The following is a 14,291-nucleotide window of genomic DNA, read 5'->3' as shown; positions in this document are numbered from 1 at the left end:
GTGTTCTTTTTAAATAAACTCAACCATAACAGTATTTGCAAAATCCAATCCCTTGTAAGTAAGGCGAAAATGATTATCTTCTATAGTAACTAAATTATGATTTTTAAGATTTTCAATTTTATCTTTATAAGTATCAGTGAAGTCTATATTAAATTTTTTATTTATTTTATCAATATCAATCCCTTTTATTTTTCTTAGCCCAAGCATAATATACTCTCCTATAAGGTCTTTTATATTTAGCTGAGTTTTTTCCATTATTGGAAGAGTATCATTATTTAAGTCATTTATATAATCTTTGATATTGGATTTATTTGTCTTTCTGATATTATTATTAAATCCCGAAGCATTGCTTCCAAATCCGATATAATCTTCAAAGTCCCAGCAACTCATATTGTGTCTGCTTTCATAGCCTTTTTTTGCAAAGTTTGATATCTCATATTGCTCATAATCGTATTCTTTTAATTTGTTTATACAGTAGTGATACATCTTCCTGTCCAGTGTGTCATCTATGATTATATTATTTTTTCTATAATTATCATATAGCTTTGTTCCTTCTTCCAGTATTAATGAATATGTAGATATGTGAGAAGGACTTATCATAATTACTTCTTCCAAACTGTCAATAAAATCGTTTAAAGTTTCATTTGGAAGTGAAAACATCAAATCCACATTTATATTATCAAATCCGGCGCTTTTACAAAGTTCGTAAGATGATAGGAATTTTTCGTATGTGTGTATCCTTCCTATTTTCTTTAATGTATCATTATTTGCGGATTGAAGTCCCATGCTTATTCTGTTAAAGCCTGCTATTTTATAGTTTTCCAGTTTTTCATCCGTTATGCTTTCCGGATTTGCCTCGATAGTAATCTCCGCGTCTTTATTTATGTTGAATTCACTTTTTAATATATCCATTATATCAACTATGTATTTGCTGTCTACATAGCTGGGTGTTCCTCCGCCAAAATAAACAGTAGAGATTTCTCTACTGTTTATTTCATCTTTTCTTAGGATTATTTCTTTTTTTAATGATTTGTAATATTCATTTATTAAATCTTCGTTATTTGCAAACGACGCAAAATCACAATAATAACATTTGTGTTTGCAAAAAGGTGTATGAACGTATATAGATATGTTATTCATCTAACTTAAGTACTGCTGTAAATGCTTCCTGAGGTACCTCGACTTTACCCACCTGACGCATTTTCTTTTTCCCTTCTTTTTGTTTTTCAAGAAGTTTTTTCTTTCTTGTTATATCCCCGCCATAGCACTTGGAAAGGACGTCTTTTCTGAGAGCTCTTACGGTTTCTCTCGCAATGACTTTTCCGCCTATTGCAGCTTGAATAGGTATTTCAAACATCTGTCTTGGGATTTCTTCTTTTAATTTTTTGACTATTTGTCTTCCTCTTGTCTGTGCTTTTTCTCTGTGAACGATAAAGGACAATGCATCGACTATTTCTCCGTTTAGTAATATATCCAGCTTTACAAGGTCTGCTTTTCTGTAATCCAAAAGTTCATAGTCCAATGAAGCATAACCTTTCGTTCTTGATTTTAGAGTATCGAAGAAGTCATATATTATTTCATTTAAAGGCATTTCGTATTTTAAGTTTACTCTGTTTTCATCTATATAATCCATGGTTTTATATATGCCTCTTTTACCTTGGCATATTTCCATGACCGCTCCCACATATTCGCTTGGAAGCATTATGTTTGCGTCAACAAAAGGTTCTTCCATGAAACTGATTTCGGGAACAGGAGGAAGGTTGGTAGGGTTGTCTACTTTTAATTCGCTTCCGTCTGTTTTCGTTACATGGTAAATAACACTTGGAGTAGTCGTTACTATATCCAAATTGTATTCTCTGTCAATTCTTTGCTGTGTTACTTCCAAATGGAGCAGTCCTAAAAATCCGCATCTGAAACCAAATCCCAATGCGACCGATGTTTCCGGTTCATATAATAATGAAGCGTCGTTCAATTTAAGTTTTCCCAGTGCTTCTTTTAAATCTTCGTATTTGCTTCCGTCCGCGGGATAGATCCCGCAGTATACCATAGGGGTGATACTTTTATAACCCGGCAGAGGTTCTTTTGCAGGATTTTCTTCATCCATTATGGTATCCCCGACTCTTGTGTCAGCTACATTTTTTATGCTCGCACATATATAACCGACATCTCCGCTTTCGAGTTTATTTGTAGGTGTTAATGTACTTGTAAAGATACCCACTTCTTCAACTTCGAAAGTTTTTCCCGTTGCATAGAATTTTATTTTTGTCCCCTTTTTTATTTCTCCGTCTACTATCCTGGTGCTTATAACGACTCCTTTGTATTGGTCGTAATAAGAATCGAATATAAGTCCTCTTAAAGGTTCTTTGTTTTTTTTCTCAGGGGGAGGAACATCTCTTACTATTGCTTCCAGAACATCATCTATATTTAAGCCTTCTTTAGCCGAAATAAGAGGAGCTTCATCTGCAGGAAGACCTATATAATCTTCAATTTCTCTTCTTGCCATTTCCGGATCTGCACTCGGTAGGTCGATTTTATTTATTACCGGGATTATTTCCAAATCATTTTCAAGTGCTAAATATACATTTGCCATTGTCTGTGCCTGAATTCCCTGAGTTGCGTCCACTATCAATATGGCTCCTTCGCATGCTGCAAGGGAGCGGGATACTTCATAAGTAAAGTCCACATGCCCCGGAGTGTCGATTAAATTCAAATAATACTCTTCTCCGTCTTTTGCATGATAAACGAGCCTTACTGCCTGAAGCTTTATAGTAATACCTCTTTCCTGTTCAAGGTCCATTTTATCCAAGACTTGACTTGTCATTTCTCTTTTGGAAATAAGTCCTGTCTTTTCTATTAATCTGTCGGCTAAAGTTGATTTACCGTGATCTATATGAGCTATTATACAAAAATTTCTTGTTCTTTCTTGTTTTGTTTTCATTCTTCACCTTTTTAAATAATAATGTTAATAAATTTTACCACAAATTTATTATAAGTAAAAGTATCATAAAATAAAATACATTATATTTTTGTTATTTTAAATATAAATATTTTTATATATGTTTATACTTTTTTATAAAATCTCTTTTGCAATGATGTTTTATATTTGTTGTTAATTATATTTATAATGTATATAAGTAATGTAAAATATTAAATTTAATTTCTAAACCGACAAAATGGTTAATTGGCTTATAAATATTATTCTCCATTGAGACTTGTATAGGTATGGTATAATAAAAAAATAAAGAATTATTTAAAATATATATAATAACCGAAAACGGATTATATTTAAATGGAGTGACAAATCGGTATTTGCTGATAATAGAATTGTAGATGTATTTATGTTTTTTCATTATAAATACATTAATAAATAAAATAAATTTTGAGGGAGTGTTATTATGAAATATATAGTTGATGATAAAAAATTAGATGCAGAACTATTTGTTTCTTTTGCCAATAAAGTTTGGCAAGGAGATTATGATATAAAAGAAACACAAAAGGCATTAGAGAAAACAATTAATATCACTGCATATAACGATAATAAACTCGTTGGATGTATCAGGATATTATCTGACGGTTATTACTTTGGTACGATAACGGAATTACTGGTACTACCGGAGTTTCAACATAAAGGTATTGGCAGTAGATTATTGAACCTTGCAAAAGAAAATGCTCCTACAATGCTATATTTCGGTGCTCAGCCAGGTGTAGAGGAGTTTTATGAAAAGAACGGCTGTGAAAAGGGGATGCAGTCTTATATTATTAAAAAATAGAGTTTTTTTATAATATAAGTACTTTGTATATTTTATTGATTGATAAAATAAAAAAAGAATATCATGTAAGTGATACGGATAATGATGGACAAATATCTGTTGTTACTGATGATAAAATACTAATGTTACTTACATAAGTAATAGAGTACATATATTTAAAGCATTATATACACCAAAGAGTATCAAGTTTATTTGTTTTTGTTTTCTTATGAACATTTAAGATATATTTTTTTATTAATCAAATGCAAGATGAAATATGTTTTGTGGATTAACTTTCTATAGTTAAGTTTGATTGACTTTTATTTTTCCTTATGATAAGGTTTACTTAGCGATTTGTATGAGTTCGTAAATCAGGCTGAAATTCATATTTGATGAGCATTTATGTAATTAGTCATATATTAGAAAAATATAGTCAAGTTCATTTATTAAAAATAAAAGGAGGTAAAATTATGGGCTTTCATAAAGAAAATGATTTTAATTGGGAAGGTATAGAAAAAGTAGACTATAAGACCGCTTCTACAGATGGACCTATAAGCTTTAATAAAACCGACAGGCATACATTGGTAGGTGACGGACAGAATACTTCTTTTCATACAAGATATTTCGAATGTGACGGAGGAGGGTATTCTTCTCTTGAAAAACATGCTCATGTCCATGTTGTGATTGCGGCAAGAGGAAAAGGTGTGGTTATAGTAGATGATGAAGTATACGAAGTAAAGCCTCACGATTTGATTGTCATTCCTCCTTGGGCAAAACATCAGCTTGTAAATGCTTCCGAAACAGAGCCTTTTGGTTTTTTCTGTATAGTTGATGCCGATAGAGACAGGTTCCAAACTCTTACAAGAGAAGAAGTGGCGGAAATGCAGAAAAACGAAAAGGTTGCAAAAGCAATCAGAGTTCATGAAAAATACTGGGGTTAAGATATGGCGGTTTTAAAATATAGCATAAAAGCAGAAAATGAAGGATATGCAAAGACAAGAGTCAAAGCAAGGAACTTTGAATTTATTATTGACGAACCTCAAAATGCAGGAGGTGAGGACGCCGGTCCCACACCTGTGGAATATTTGATCGGTGCTTTGGCGGGATGTCTTGGAGTTGTTTGTAATAAGGTTGCAAAAGAAATGGATATTAAAATAAATTCTCTTAATATCGATATAGAAGGTGAGCTCGATACCGATAGGTTCGAAGGTAAAAATACCGACAAGAGGAGTGGGTATAGAGAGATAAGAGTAAATATAATAGCAGACATCGATGCAGACAGTGCTAAAAAATATCAATGGATAAAAGCTGTCAAAGAAAGGTGTCCGGTGAGTGATAATATCTCTAATCAAACTCCGGTTAAAATCAAGCTTTCATAGGTAGACGTATATGATTTTAATATATTAAAGAAAAATAATAATAAGCCGAAATCAATATTTTTATTCGAAAATTTCATAATTTAAGTTTATTAAACTAAAATTTATTAAAAATTAAAAAAAACATTTGCAATATAGAAAAAAAAATAGTATACTTATTAGGCTACGAATATAGTGAAGAATATAAAATTATTTTTTTATATAATAATTTGTCAAAAGGGGTGAAAGAGATGAAAGAAGGAATCCATCCAAAATATGGTAAATGCAAAGTAACTTGCGCTTGTGGAAATACTTTTGAAACAGGTTCTGTAAAAGACGAAATCCGTGTTGAAATTTGTTCAAAATGTCATCCATTCTATACTGGTAAACAAAAACTTGTTGATACAGGCGGTAGAGTTGATAGATTTAAGAAAAGATATAATATGGACTAAATATAATATAGAAGGAGGCATTATTTTATGAAAAGAACGTTTCAGCCAAATAATCATAAAAGAAAGAAAAATCATGGTTTCAGAAGCAGAATGTCTACTCCAGGCGGAAAAAATGTAATCAGAAACAGAAGAAAAAAAGGTAGAAAACAATTATCTGCTTAGATATTAACTGCTAGGGCTACTTAATGTAGCCTTTTTTTATATATGATAGGATTAAATCATGCAAAGATTAAAAAAAAGTATTGATTTTAAAAAAGTTTATAATAATAAAAAATCCATTGCAAACAGGCATTTGGTGTTTTATACTTTAAAAACCGAGAATGAAAGCAGGATCGGTTTTTCAATCAGCAAAAAAGTAGGCAATGCAGTAATAAGGAATAAAATAAAAAGGCGTCTTAGAGAAATTTCTAGGTTAAATGCATACCAAATAAAGGACGGCTATGATATAATATGCATTGTCAGAGTTTATGCTAAGGATATTGACTATAATACATTAAATAATTCTTTTTTACATTTGGTAAAAAAAGCCGGATTGTTTTTGGGAGATGATTATAAAAATGGCAAAGATAATGACGGGAATAGTTAGGTTCTATCAAAAAAATATTTCGGGACTTAAAAGGCCTTGTTGTAAGTATATTCCAACTTGCTCGAATTATGCACTGGAAGCATATGAAAAACATGGTTTTATAAAAGGTACTATTCTTAGTATATATCGAATTCTTAGGTGTAACCCTTTTTCAAAGGGGGGCTATGACCCTGTCCCTGAGAAATTTCTATAGGAGGAAAAAAAGAAAGTATGTCGTATTTATATATGCTGTTTGGTAAAGTATTGCTTTTTATCTATAATTTCGTTGGAAGTTATGGATTAGCTATCATTCTTTTCGCTTTATTTGCGAAATTGATACTTTTGCCAATATCATACAAACAAATCAAATCAACACAGATTATGAAAGTAATCAATCCTGAAGTTCAGAAAGTTCAGGAGAAATTTAAGAATGATAAAGCGAAGCAAGGGGAGGAAATGTGGAAAGTATATGAAAAATACAACTACAATCCTATGAGCGGATGTCTTCCGTTATTCCTGCAGTTTCCGATTATCATCGGTTTATTTGGGGTAATCAGACAACCTGAAGCTTACGTTTTTATAGATGGTATGAAACATGTTTCAATGTCTTTTTTATGGATCAAAGATATAAGTGTTTCTGCACTTGATATAGCTAGAGCAAACGGATTTGCACTTCCTACATTTCTTGCTATGATTATTCCGCTTATTAACGTTATTGCTACATATATACAGCAAAAGCAAGCAACTGCAAATCAAGCTACCGAAATGGGTGGCACTATGCAGATGATGAATAATATGATGACATTAATGATCGGTTGGATGTCGCTTACATTTCCCGGAGCGTTATCGATTTACTGGGCATCTACTACTATTCTTGGGATATTGCAAACGGAGATTATGTATAAATTTATGCCGATAACTGCCGAATCACTGCATGTTAAACCAGTAAGTAATTATACGGAGGTACCAAGTGGAAAAAAGAAAAAAAAGACGTAATAGGAAAAGGTAAAACTATAGAAGAAGCTGTAAGCGATGCTCTAAACAAAATAGGGGCTTCCAGCGAAGATGTTACTACTAAAGTGCTTGAAGTACCTACTTCGGGATTTATGGGTATAGGTGCAAAAGGTGCAAAAGTAGAAGTGACTTTGATTGATAAATCTGATGAGATTGCTAAGGATTTCTTAAAAGATGTATTAAAGACTATGGGGATTAACGCATTGATTTCTGTTGATTTTGATGAAGAAGATAACAATATGTTTATTAAATTAGATCTTGATAATATGGGTATCTTGATCGGTAAACATGGTCAGACTTTGGATTCACTTCAGTATTTGACAAGCCTTGTCGTAAATAAAAATTCTGAAGAATACATAAGAGTTATTCTAGATATAAATAACTACAGAGAAAAGAGAAAGACAACTTTGGAAAATCTTGCAGATAAACTTGCAGATAAAGCTATCAGAAGAAGAACTAATGTGGAACTTGAGCCTATGAACCCTTATGAAAGAAGGATCATTCATTCTTATCTACAGGGAAGAGAAGGTATAACCACTTATTCTGTGGACGAAGGTATAAATAGACATTTGATAATAGAATACAAAGGTTAATGAAAATGCTGCTTTATGCAGCATTTTTTATTTTGTTCACTATAATTTATCCTTATGAAGTCAGTTGATTTAATCCTATAAAATAGTATTGTTTATTTGTTGTAACTATATTGAAAACTATTCATATTATATGTATAATCATGTATAATTATGCCGATAAAGTAAAGAGGCTCTGCATGAGTAATAAATTATATCTAAATAAAATATTGTCAATTACATCAACAAATAAAATTGATTATTTATACGATGAAGTATTTTTTGTGAATTATTTTATTTTTAGACTTAAAAATTATAATATGGCAGATAAAGTATTGATTGAAAAGTATAAAAAAAACGGAGATATTGAAAATTTATATTCATATTTTATTGTCAGTAATAAAGATAATAAAAAATTATTTCCCCGATACATCATAATAATTGACAGGAACGGTGAAGGCGGAGTTCATGTATACGAAGATACATTTTTTATGCATGATGATAAATTACATGACAATATTTCTTTGTACCGAACCATAATGAAAAAAATCTTTGAAATATTTTTCAGAACGAAAATAAAAGGAGTATAAATAATGATTTATACTCCTTTATATTATTTCTATTTTTTTAGTACATATATTTATAAAGTCTTTGTTGTTCCTTGTTTTTTTCATTAAATTGATTACTCTTTCCGATAAATCCAAACTGTCAAGAGAATTCCTTCTGAGCATATTTGCACAGTTTAACTCTTCTTCGTTTAAAAGTAAATCTTCTCTTCTTGCTCCTGATTTTATTATATCTATTGCCGGGAATACTCTTCTCCTTGCTAAATCTCTGTCGAGTATCAGTTCCATATTACCTGTTCCTTTAAATTCTTCGAAGATGACATCATCCATTCTGCTGCCTGTATCTACAAGTGCGGTTGCTAATATGGTAAGGCTGCCTCCGCCTTCTATATTTCTTGCGGCGCCGAAGAACTTTTTAGGATAATATAAACTTTCAGGGTCCAGCCCTCCCGATAATGTCCTGCCCGAAGATGGTACGACTAAATTGTTTGCTCTTGTAAATCTGGTTAAGCTGTCCATGAGTATAACAACATCTTCGCCTACTTCTACCAGTCTTTTTGCTCTGTCTAAGACCATTTCCGCTGCTTTAATGTGATTCGTCGGATTTTGGTCAAATGTAGAAAAGACCACATCCGAGTCTATGCTTCTTTGTATATCCGTAACTTCTTCCGGTCTTTCATCTATTAGGAGTACGATCAAATGGATTTTGGGATGATTTTTTCTTATTGCTTTTGCAATTTGTTTTAATAAAATGGTCTTGCCTGCTTTGGGAGCCGCAACGATGAGCCCTCTTTGACCTTTTCCCACCGGAGAGAATACATCTATGAGTCTGGTAGAAATTATATTATTTTCTGTTTCTAAGGTTATTCTTTCATTTGGAAATATTGGCACCAATCTTTCGAAGTCTGTTCTCCCGACTATAGTTTCCGGGTCTTTGCCGTTTACTTTTTCCACATATAAAAGAGCATCAAATTTTTCTCCTTCTGAAGAAAGTCTTATTTTCCCTTTTACCAGATCTCCTGCTTTAAGTTTATATTTTCTGATATGCTGAGGAGCGACATATATATCATTATCTCCCTGCAGATAGTTATTGGTTCTTAAAAAGCCATATCCGTCTGAGAGGATATCCAGAACACCTTCATGTGATTCGGAATATAATGTCATATCCTTTTCATCGTTCTTTTGAAGTTTCCTTTTTTCTTCTTTTAAGATATCGCTTGTTTTTCTTCCGTTTACACCCTCCAAGAATAACATCGCATAATATTTCTCGCCTTCTTTGGGCGGACGAACTTTCCCTGATAAAACATCGCCGCTTTTTATTTTAAACCTTTGAACCTGGCTTGCCGCAACATAAACGGCGTCTTCCGGTTTTTTCATGTCTTTGGGTCTTAAAAAACCGAAGCCTTCGGGAAGGACCTGAACCTCTCCCTCCATATTGAAACTGTTTGAAATAGGGTCTTTTAATTTAGAATACTTTTTTGTGTTGTCCTTGTCCTTTTCTAAGATCAAATCTATAATTTCTGCTTTTTTAAGACCTGTGGTTTTTTCTATACCGAGTTCTTTGGCTTTTTCTTTAAGTTCCGCGACTTTTAAATTGTTTAAGTCTTCACTATTCATTTGTTACCTCCGAGAAAATGAAACGAATAAAATCATTTAGATGTTTTAAAATAAAATAAATTGTTAAAGAGACTAAATTGAAATAATTCTATTAGATATTTTACTATGGTTAGATGAATAAATCAATTAAAAGTAATTATTTTTTATTTATTTAATATAATATAAAAAAGACGGAGACTAAGAAAAATGTGGGTTGGAATAACATTTAATAAAATATTGTTTTATTTTGTATTTTTGGTTTTATTATACTTTATAACAAAGAAGTTTATTTTAAAAAGATAAATAGTCTCAAACCCTTGATTTTTCAAGAGGTAATCTTTATTTAATAAATAAATGATTAATATTCTAATGTTTTTTTAATCAAAAAAGGCCATTTTTTTCTTTTATATTTCACATAAGAGACAAGAGGCTGTCAACATAGGGTTATATACTTAAGGCTGTAAAACAGATAAGGTTTTACAAACAATTTCCCCTTTAATTTTAGAATGTTATGATTTTCTTTAAAATTAGGAAAAATAATCCTTTATAAGGAAGAAATAAATAACAAAGAAAAAAGACCGCAAGGTCTTTTTTCTTTTGTAAAAAACAAGTTATATATTATCATTATTAATAATAAGATAAAAATCCTATATTAGTTTTTAATTTTGTTTTGAATATATTCTATCGTAATTCATTATAAGATATTATCCGAAATATGTTTTTGCTATAAAAGCATGAATTATAAATAATATTTAAAATTTTATTTTATCAGTAATGTATTAATGATTATTTTTAGGAATTAAATTAGTAATTTAAGAGAGTAATACTTAATTTATTAAATCGGTTTTTTATTTATCTTTTATTTTTTATGAGTCAAAAAACGTTAAAGCTTTTTAAACTTTTCACATTAAAAACAATGGTATGTCAATTTTTAATTGTATACTTATGTTGTAAAAAGTTTTAGAAACTTTTTCATAATTTCCCCTAAATGGTATGTAAAGAAATTTCATATCATTCCCTCATTTTATCAAAAAAAGAACCCCGTTAACGGGGCTCTTTTTTTGTATTTTCATTTTATTAAAATTTTTAACAATATATTAAGAGACGATTATTAAAGGACGTCCTTAAAAAATTCTTAGAAATAATAAGATTTTTTGGTAAAAAAGGTTTACTTTGTGTAACAAAACAAAATTTTGTATAAATAACAAATAAAATTGATTTTTATGTCATAAATACGTTGTTTATTGCATAAATATATTTATTAAATGCTTATATTCATTATATATTTTCTGTTACAAAAAGTAAGCTTTATGTAACAATTTCTTTGCATTATATATTTAAAATATTATAAAGGAGAAATTATTAAATGAAGAATCACTTAAAAAAGGGTATAAGCTTAGCTGTTACTTTAATGATGGTTGTTTCTTTACTTCCTGCTTATGTCTTTGCGGATGACGTAAAAGACTGCGGTGAGGGTAATCATGTATGGAATAAAGAATATACTGTCGATCAAAAAGCTGCTTGTACTGCTGACGGAGAGGAGTCCATTCACTGTAGTGTCTGTGACAAAGTAGATGAGGATAGTAAAAAAACTATTCCTGCAACAGGTCATAATTTTGAACAAAAGGTAATAAAGGAAGCAACTTGTACAGAAAACGGCGAAGAAGGTCTTGTTTGTACGAATGAAGGTTGTGATGTCGTTCTTAATAAGACAACTATCTCTGCTACCGGTCATAAGTACGGGGATCCTGTAGTTGTTGAACCTACTTGTACAGAAGCTGGTACATCTACAAAGACATGCACTGTTTGCGGTAATAAAGATGTGACTACAACACCTGCTTTGGATCATGACTGGGAAAGCGAAAAAAACAGTTGACAAAGAAGCAACATGTACGGAAGCGGGCAGCAAATCTATACATTGCAGCAGATGCGATGAAACAAAAGACGCTGAAACCATTCCTATGATTGAACATACATACGGAGACGAAACGCTTACAAAGGCTCCTACATGTACTGTAGGTACTCAAACTTATAAGGTTTGTACCGTTTGCGGACATGAAAATATATTATCTACTGCATCAGACGAATTGGGTCATGACTGGGAAAGCGAAAAAACAGTTGATCAAGAACCTACATGTTTGGCAGTGGGCAGCAAATCTACACATTGCAGCAGATGTAGTGAAACAAAGGATAGTGAAGAAATTGCTAAACTTGATCATAGTTATTCCGATGAATGGACAGTTGATAAGGAAGCGACTTGCAAAGAAGCAGGAAGCAAATCTCATCACTGTACTACTCCGGGCTGTACAGAAAAATCCGATGTTACGGAAATAGAAAAGACTGATGATCATATATATCCTGAAGAATGGACGATTGATGAAGAAGCAACTTGTACGAAAGTTGGTTCCAAGAGCAAGACTTGCAGTGTTTGCAGTAATAAGATAGAAGAAGAAATCCCTATGATCGAACATGATTATAAGGAAAATATAGTTAAAGCCGCAACATGTACGGAAGCTGGAGAAAAGAATTTAAAATGCAGCGTATGTGATGATGTAAAGGAAAATTCTACGGAAGCTATCCCTGCACTTGGACATAAATACGAAGAAAAAACAGAAGCTGCAACATGTACTAAAGACGGCAAGACATATAAAGAATGCAGCGTATGCGGAGATAAGGTAGATGAAGTTATCATTCCCGCAACGGGACATGACTGGGGTGAATATGTGGTAACAGACCCTACATGTACAGATGCGGGTAAAAAGGAAAGAGTCTGCAAGACATGCGGTGAAGAAGACAAAGCTTATGAAATCCCTGCTATGGGACATAAATATGCAGAAGATTTTACCGTTGATAAAGAAGCGACTTGTACTGAAGCGGGAAGCAAATCAAAACACTGCTCAAGATGTGACGATAAGACTGAGGTTACATCAATAGACGTTTTAGGTCATGATTATGCAGAGGCGTATACAGTAGATACAGAACCTACATGTACAGAAAACGGAAGTGAATCACAGCACTGTTCAAGATGTGATTCTACACAAAACAGCAGAGATATTAATGCTACCGGACATAGTTATGCCGACAAATACACTATAGTAAAAGAAGCTACATGTACGGATAAAGGCTTGATGGCTCAAAAATGTGAAAAATGTGATGCATATCAAAATGAAGTTGCAACAAAAGCATTGGGACATGATTACAGCGATGAATTTACTGTTGATGTAAGTGCTACATGTTCAAAAGAAGGACTTAAATCTAAACATTGTTCAAGATGTGAAAGTGTAACCGAAGAAACAGTAATCCCTAAGAATGACGTTCACAATTACGGTGCATGGGAAACAGCATTGGCTCCTACATGTACTACAAATGGTGCAAATGCAAGATTTTGTTCTGACTGCCATAAGATGGATAAAGTCGTTGTAAAAGCATTGGGACATAAATGGAACAAAGGTTATACGGTAGATAAAAAAGCAACATATACAGCTAAAGGCTCTAAATCTATACATTGCTCAAGATGTAATGCCAAGACAAAAGTTACATCAATACCAATGTTAAAACTTTCCAAAGTTTCATCATTTAAAGTAAAAGCCGGTAAAAAATACGCGGTTGTATCTTTCGGTAAAGTTAAAGGAGCTACAAAATATGAACTTTATCGTTCGACTAAAAAGGGCAGCGGTTATAAAAAAGTTGCCACATTAAAATCTACAAAATATACAAATAAGAAATTAAAATCTAAGAAGACTTATTACTATAAAGTAAGAGCTGTTGCGGGAAGCAATAAGGGAAGCTTCAGCAAGGTTCTAAAAGTAAAAGTTAAATAATAAAATTATTAAAATAAAAAAGACCTCATTTTCATTGGGGTCTTTTTTTATTATTTATTTCCGATACTTTATCATTTCGGTTTTATAAAGATTATTTCCTTTTGCGTCTATTGCGACGATCAAAGGGAAACCTTCCACGTAAAGCTCTCTTACGGCTTCAGAAAGGAGATTGGGGTAAGCAATGAGCTTTGCTTTTTTTATGCATTTTTTTATAATAGCTCCGCAGCCGCCCACTGCCGCCAAATATACCGCTCCGTTTTCTTTTAAGGCATTTTCCACTTCATCGTTTCTTTCGCCTTTTCCTATTATGAGCTTAAGTCCTTTTTCAAGGAGTAAAGGAGTGTATTTATCCATTCTTGCGGATGTTGTGGGACCGCATGAACCTATTACTTCTCCCGGCTTCTCCGGGCAGGGACCCGCATAATATATACACGCGCCTTTTATATCAAAGGGAAGTTCTTCGCCTTTTTCGATCGTTTCGATCATTTCTTTATGAGCTGCGTCTCTCGCCGTATATATGGTTCCCGTTAAATATATTTTATCTCCTGCATTTAAGTTAAATATTTCTTCGTCGGTCAAAGGTAATGTTATTTTCTTTTCCATA

The 14,291-nt window shown here is 32.2% G+C and carries 16 protein-coding genes; 12 read left to right on the top strand and 4 right to left on the bottom strand.

Annotated elements, in window-relative coordinates; all coding sequences use genetic code 11:
• Positions 1-9: 9 nt before the first annotated feature.
• Positions 10-1,140, bottom strand: coding sequence for a radical SAM family heme chaperone HemW (gene hemW / locus ANASTE_RS06420; RefSeq protein WP_007050171.1), 1,131 nt, complete (start codon positions 1,138-1,140; stop codon positions 10-12).
• Positions 1,133-2,938 carry a translation elongation factor 4 gene (gene lepA / locus ANASTE_RS06415; protein WP_007050170.1) on the bottom strand — a complete coding sequence of 602 codons (1,806 nt, stop codon included), beginning with the start codon at positions 2,936-2,938 and terminating at the stop codon, positions 1,133-1,135. The genes hemW and lepA overlap by 8 nt, the downstream gene beginning before the upstream one ends.
• Positions 2,939-3,395: 457 nt before the next feature.
• Between lepA and ANASTE_RS06410 the strand changes: the two genes are divergently transcribed.
• The 10 genes from ANASTE_RS06410 to ANASTE_RS06365 all read left to right on the top strand — a co-directional run bounded on the left by ANASTE_RS06410 (position 3,396) and on the right by ANASTE_RS06365 (position 8,294).
• The gene (locus tag ANASTE_RS06410) at positions 3,396-3,770 is read left to right on the top strand and encodes a GNAT family N-acetyltransferase (RefSeq protein WP_007050169.1); all 375 of its coding nucleotides are present in this window, start codon (positions 3,396-3,398) and stop codon (positions 3,768-3,770) included.
• 449 nt (positions 3,771-4,219) lie between these two features.
• On the top strand, positions 4,220-4,690 hold the full coding sequence (locus ANASTE_RS06405; RefSeq protein WP_039945268.1) for a cupin domain-containing protein: 471 nt from the start codon (positions 4,220-4,222) through the stop codon (positions 4,688-4,690).
• A 3-nt stretch (positions 4,691-4,693) separates the two neighbouring features.
• Positions 4,694-5,128, top strand: coding sequence for an OsmC family protein (locus ANASTE_RS06400; RefSeq protein WP_007050167.1), 435 nt, complete (start codon positions 4,694-4,696; stop codon positions 5,126-5,128).
• 227 nt (positions 5,129-5,355) lie between these two features.
• The gene (rpmE, locus tag ANASTE_RS06395) at positions 5,356-5,556 is read left to right on the top strand and encodes a 50S ribosomal protein L31 (protein WP_039945265.1); all 201 of its coding nucleotides are present in this window, start codon (positions 5,356-5,358) and stop codon (positions 5,554-5,556) included.
• Positions 5,557-5,583: 27 nt separating this feature from the next.
• Positions 5,584-5,718: a 50S ribosomal protein L34 gene (gene rpmH / locus ANASTE_RS06390; RefSeq protein ID WP_007050165.1), complete on the top strand. Its 135-nt coding sequence runs from the start codon at positions 5,584-5,586 to the stop codon at positions 5,716-5,718.
• Positions 5,719-5,776: 58 nt separating this feature from the next.
• Positions 5,777-6,142, top strand: coding sequence for a ribonuclease P protein component (gene rnpA, locus ANASTE_RS06385; protein WP_007050164.1), 366 nt, complete (start codon positions 5,777-5,779; stop codon positions 6,140-6,142).
• Complete coding sequence (yidD, locus tag ANASTE_RS06380; RefSeq protein ID WP_039945262.1) at positions 6,114-6,335, top strand: membrane protein insertion efficiency factor YidD; 222 nt, start codon at positions 6,114-6,116, stop codon at positions 6,333-6,335. The genes rnpA and yidD overlap by 29 nt, the downstream gene beginning before the upstream one ends.
• A gap of 17 nt (positions 6,336-6,352) precedes the next feature.
• Positions 6,353-7,117: a YidC/Oxa1 family membrane protein insertase gene (locus ANASTE_RS06375; RefSeq protein WP_083781754.1), complete on the top strand. Its 765-nt coding sequence runs from the start codon at positions 6,353-6,355 to the stop codon at positions 7,115-7,117.
• Entirely contained in the window at positions 7,117-7,728 is a 612-nt protein-coding gene (jag, locus tag ANASTE_RS06370) for an RNA-binding cell elongation regulator Jag/EloR (protein WP_039945260.1), read from the top strand. Before ANASTE_RS06375 ends, jag begins: the two co-directional genes overlap by 1 nt.
• 176 nt (positions 7,729-7,904) lie before the next feature.
• Entirely contained in the window at positions 7,905-8,294 is a 390-nt protein-coding gene (locus ANASTE_RS06365) for a hypothetical protein (protein WP_039945257.1), read from the top strand.
• An 18-nt stretch (positions 8,295-8,312) separates the two neighbouring features.
• On the opposite strand, the gene rho is transcribed toward ANASTE_RS06365, so the two are convergent.
• On the bottom strand, positions 8,313-9,887 hold the full coding sequence (gene rho / locus ANASTE_RS06360; protein ID WP_007050160.1) for a transcription termination factor Rho: 1,575 nt from the start codon (positions 9,885-9,887) through the stop codon (positions 8,313-8,315).
• Between the two features lie 1,345 nt (positions 9,888-11,232).
• Between rho and ANASTE_RS06355 the strand changes: the two genes are divergently transcribed.
• A complete protein-coding gene (locus ANASTE_RS06355; protein WP_007050159.1) occupies positions 11,233-11,742 on the top strand; it encodes a hypothetical protein in 510 nt (169 codons plus the stop codon).
• The gene (locus ANASTE_RS06350; RefSeq protein ID WP_007050158.1) at positions 11,714-13,687 is read left to right on the top strand and encodes a hypothetical protein; all 1,974 of its coding nucleotides are present in this window, start codon (positions 11,714-11,716) and stop codon (positions 13,685-13,687) included. The genes ANASTE_RS06355 and ANASTE_RS06350 overlap by 29 nt, the downstream gene beginning before the upstream one ends.
• A gap of 54 nt (positions 13,688-13,741) precedes the next feature.
• On the opposite strand, the gene ANASTE_RS06345 is transcribed toward ANASTE_RS06350, so the two are convergent.
• Positions 13,742-14,290, bottom strand: a complete 549-nt coding sequence (locus ANASTE_RS06345) for a Fe-S-containing hydro-lyase (protein WP_007050157.1) — start codon at positions 14,288-14,290, stop codon at positions 13,742-13,744.
• Position 14,291 lies beyond the last annotated feature (1 nt).

The sequence above is a fragment of the Anaerofustis stercorihominis DSM 17244 genome (assembly GCF_000154825.1).
GTDB lineage: Bacteria > Bacillota > Clostridia > Eubacteriales > Anaerofustaceae > Anaerofustis > Anaerofustis stercorihominis.
The sequence above is the reverse complement of the archived record's forward strand: the minus strand, read 5'-3'. Positions and strand labels throughout refer to the sequence as shown.

Bases quoted from the DNA above. Each gene is read 5' to 3' on its own strand.
- hemW (WP_007050171.1), bottom strand. From the start codon at position 1,140: ATGAATAACATATCTATATACGTTCATACACCTTTTTGCAAACACAAA.
- lepA (WP_007050170.1), bottom strand. From the start codon at position 2,938: ATGAAAACAAAACAAGAAAGAACAAGAAATTTTTGTATAATAGCTCAT.
- ANASTE_RS06410 (WP_007050169.1), top strand. From the start codon at position 3,396: ATGAAATATATAGTTGATGATAAAAAATTAGATGCAGAACTATTTGTT.
- ANASTE_RS06405 (WP_039945268.1), top strand. From the start codon at position 4,220: ATGGGCTTTCATAAAGAAAATGATTTTAATTGGGAAGGTATAGAAAAA.
- ANASTE_RS06400 (WP_007050167.1), top strand. From the start codon at position 4,694: ATGGCGGTTTTAAAATATAGCATAAAAGCAGAAAATGAAGGATATGCA.
- rpmE (WP_039945265.1), top strand. From the start codon at position 5,356: ATGAAAGAAGGAATCCATCCAAAATATGGTAAATGCAAAGTAACTTGC.
- rpmH (WP_007050165.1), top strand. From the start codon at position 5,584: ATGAAAAGAACGTTTCAGCCAAATAATCATAAAAGAAAGAAAAATCAT.
- rnpA (WP_007050164.1), top strand. From the start codon at position 5,777: ATGCAAAGATTAAAAAAAAGTATTGATTTTAAAAAAGTTTATAATAAT.
- yidD (WP_039945262.1), top strand. From the start codon at position 6,114: ATGGCAAAGATAATGACGGGAATAGTTAGGTTCTATCAAAAAAATATT.
- ANASTE_RS06375 (WP_083781754.1), top strand. From the start codon at position 6,353: ATGTCGTATTTATATATGCTGTTTGGTAAAGTATTGCTTTTTATCTAT.
- ANASTE_RS06365 (WP_039945257.1), top strand. From the start codon at position 7,905: ATGAGTAATAAATTATATCTAAATAAAATATTGTCAATTACATCAACA.
- rho (WP_007050160.1), bottom strand. From the start codon at position 9,887: ATGAATAGTGAAGACTTAAACAATTTAAAAGTCGCGGAACTTAAAGAA.
- ANASTE_RS06355 (WP_007050159.1), top strand. From the start codon at position 11,233: ATGAAGAATCACTTAAAAAAGGGTATAAGCTTAGCTGTTACTTTAATG.
- ANASTE_RS06350 (WP_007050158.1), top strand. From the start codon at position 11,714: ATGACTGGGAAAGCGAAAAAAACAGTTGACAAAGAAGCAACATGTACG.
- ANASTE_RS06345 (WP_007050157.1), bottom strand. From the start codon at position 14,290: ATGGAAAAGAAAATAACATTACCTTTGACCGACGAAGAAATATTTAAC.